We start from the raw sequence: 2,788 nt of genomic DNA, 5'->3' as shown, positions 1-2,788 counted from the left end.
TGCCAACCCTGTTATGGCAGCAGGCGCTGTGATGCTCATGAGATTCGGAGCACGTACTACTTCAACGCTAATGCTTGTTGTCATTGGTACATTGTTCGGGTTTAGGACATACTCAGGCAGCCTTACCGTTCCTGGTACCGTGAAGGTCTGCGCCGTCGTGTCAGTTGGATCGTAGCTTGCACTATTTAAATCCCACTTCACACTGGCATCCACAATTCCCGTATCGGTTACAAGGGCTACTTTTGCCGGCAATCCAAGAGCTGCCGCTGTCTTCGCCGTTCCGTTGGCCACGCCTGTGATGGCTGCCGGCGCTGTTATGCTCGTGAGTTTCGATATCGGAGCATATACTTCAAACTCAGCAACCTGACCGTTCGTACCCCCGTCATTCCAAGTAAATTTCAGCTGTACATATCTTGTAGTTGCTAGACCCATTGGTATGGTTACGATATTACTGTTTGCAGGATCAAAGAAGTAACTTTTTGAAGCTGCCAACTCATTATAGGTTACGTTATCACTACTTCCCAAGACGGAGAACGTCTGCGTTCTGCTTCCCCAAGTTGCACCCAGTTTGATGACAACTTGTTCTACACTTCGCGGAGTTCCGAGATCTACTGTCAATGTACTAGGATATACAAAGTTTAAACCTTCCCAAATAGAATCTAGATTTCCGTCATTAGCCATAGTGACCTTATAAAGACCATGAGTAGTGTTTGCTGTTATGGTTTTATTAAGTGCGAGGTTAGCGCTACTTTTTACTACTTCAACGTTAATGCTTGTTGTCAAAGGCACGTTATTAGGATTTACCACCCCAGTAGGCAAAGTTAGAGTTCCATTTACAGTGAAGGTCTGTGTAGACATTACAGTGGGATCATAGTTTGAAGCATCTACATTCCATGTCACATTGGCATCCCCCACGCCTTCATCGGTAAAAATGGATAATGTCCTTGGCAATCCAAGGGCGTCCGCTGTCTTCGCCGTTCCGTTAGCCACCCCTGATTTATCAGCAGGAGCAATGAATCTTTTAAAATTACCAGTGTTAACCTTAAAGTCAATGTCCTGCGACGAACGGTTATACATGGAATCGTCGACGAATACCCTGATTTTATATGGAGTATTCGCCGACAAACCTGTAAACTTATAATGTCTGTATACATCATATGGTTTGTCCATCGGATACGAAAGGCTGTTAAACGATTTGTCTACTTTCCCAGTGAGCTTGTTGATAAGCTGAATATTATATTCAAAATTGCGCACATTGTCGTTTGCTTGATTGATTGTAAAAGCAACTTCGTTGTTATTGAAGGAATCGATCTTAATGTCCTCGTCGAACTGCGGAGCTATGAGATCTCTTGTATCGCTCCTGCTATAGGTAAAGGCATCTTTGCCTTCGCCAACGACTTTTACAGAAGGTATGCCTACATATTCATCTGTACCTAAATTATACTGTTTGATGATCAATTTCGTACCGTAAACCTCTAAGAAATTCACGATGCGAGGTGTGGTATGATAGCTTCCATACGAGCCTTCTATATATCCGCCGTACGGACCGTCATCTTGATAACTGGAGTATGAACTCGCACCGCTTTCGAGAAACGTAGCCGAACCTTGATAGTGTGAACGTTCGTCGGTCGGGTCGTATTGCGTATGACCTGACATATATACCACCTGCGAGAAGTTATTGTTAGCAAGAAATTGTCCCATAGCATTACTTGCCCCGCTGCTCCATGCCGATCCCCAAATGGTTCCGCCTACAGGGAAGTGAGAAGATACAAATATGGGTTTGGTTGGATCGTAATCCGCTTCATTTTTAATTTGGTTGAGGAGATTGGTGGCTTTTCCCACCGTATTGCTGTTGTTAATATTTCCGTCAAAACCCACAAAATTATATCCTTTTACATTCACCCTATAAGCACTGTTATAGAAATGGTTTTCATATGAATTCGTTGAGGGGTTCCACGCGCCCGCCGAACCGATAGGAATATAATTTTGGGAACCGACCCCATCATGGTTGCCTTTTACCATGTACCACTTCGTATTGTTTAACTTACCCTCATTTGTAAGTTGAGTGTGTATTTTTTGCATACCTTTCATAGCCACATCATTATCTCCGCCAGTAATGTCGCCAGGAATAAACATTACGTCGGCCTGTGGGAATAAACTCAGTTCTTTTGTGTACTTATTTACATTGTTCGCGATTGTTACGGGATCATCACCGACTTCCGGGTCGCTGTCTACAATCACATTTAAACCGGCGGGAGTTAATGTTTTATTGCTTTTTTCATAGATGAAGATGGCGTTGCTTAGTTCACGTATGTAATAATTGATGGTTTCCTGTGTATATAATTTTACATTTTGCGTTGTTGCAACCGCAGCTGCCGTATTGAAAACCTTTTGCAAATAATCAAAATCGGTTTGGCTGAAGCCGTTGCCAAGACCGCCTGCTATTAGTGTATTTGCTTTGGATATTGTGTCGTTAAGTGCTTCCATATCTACTTTATTTACACCGTAACTAGTAAAATTAGCTTGAACTACATCACTGCTTAATGCGCCTTTCCAAATCTTCAGATCAGCGATATCGAATGAATTATTACCATTGCCGCCCACTCCGTCGCTGCCTATATTTAATGGGTTTGATGTATCTAAAGATCCGATCCCCAGCGAAGTTTCAGCCATTTCGTAACCATCAATATACAACGACCCGAGCATGTTATCTCTGTCTACAACAAATGTCACGTGACGCCAAGCGGAAGCATTAAACGTATCGCGCCCAAATTTTTCTGATGTGGTC

At 43.0% G+C, this 2,788-nt stretch carries 1 protein-coding gene; it reads right to left on the bottom strand.

Going from position 1 to position 2,788, the window contains the following annotated elements; all coding sequences use genetic code 11:
* Positions 1-2,788: galactose-binding domain-containing protein (locus GC098_RS23295; protein ID WP_171645613.1), on the bottom strand; the 2,788-nt coding region annotated here is incomplete at both ends.

The sequence above is a fragment of the Paenibacillus phytorum genome (assembly GCF_013141715.1).
GTDB lineage: Bacteria > Bacillota > Bacilli > Paenibacillales > NBRC-103111 > Paenibacillus_E > Paenibacillus_E phytorum.
The sequence above is the reverse complement of the archived record's forward strand: the minus strand, read 5'-3'. Positions and strand labels throughout refer to the sequence as shown.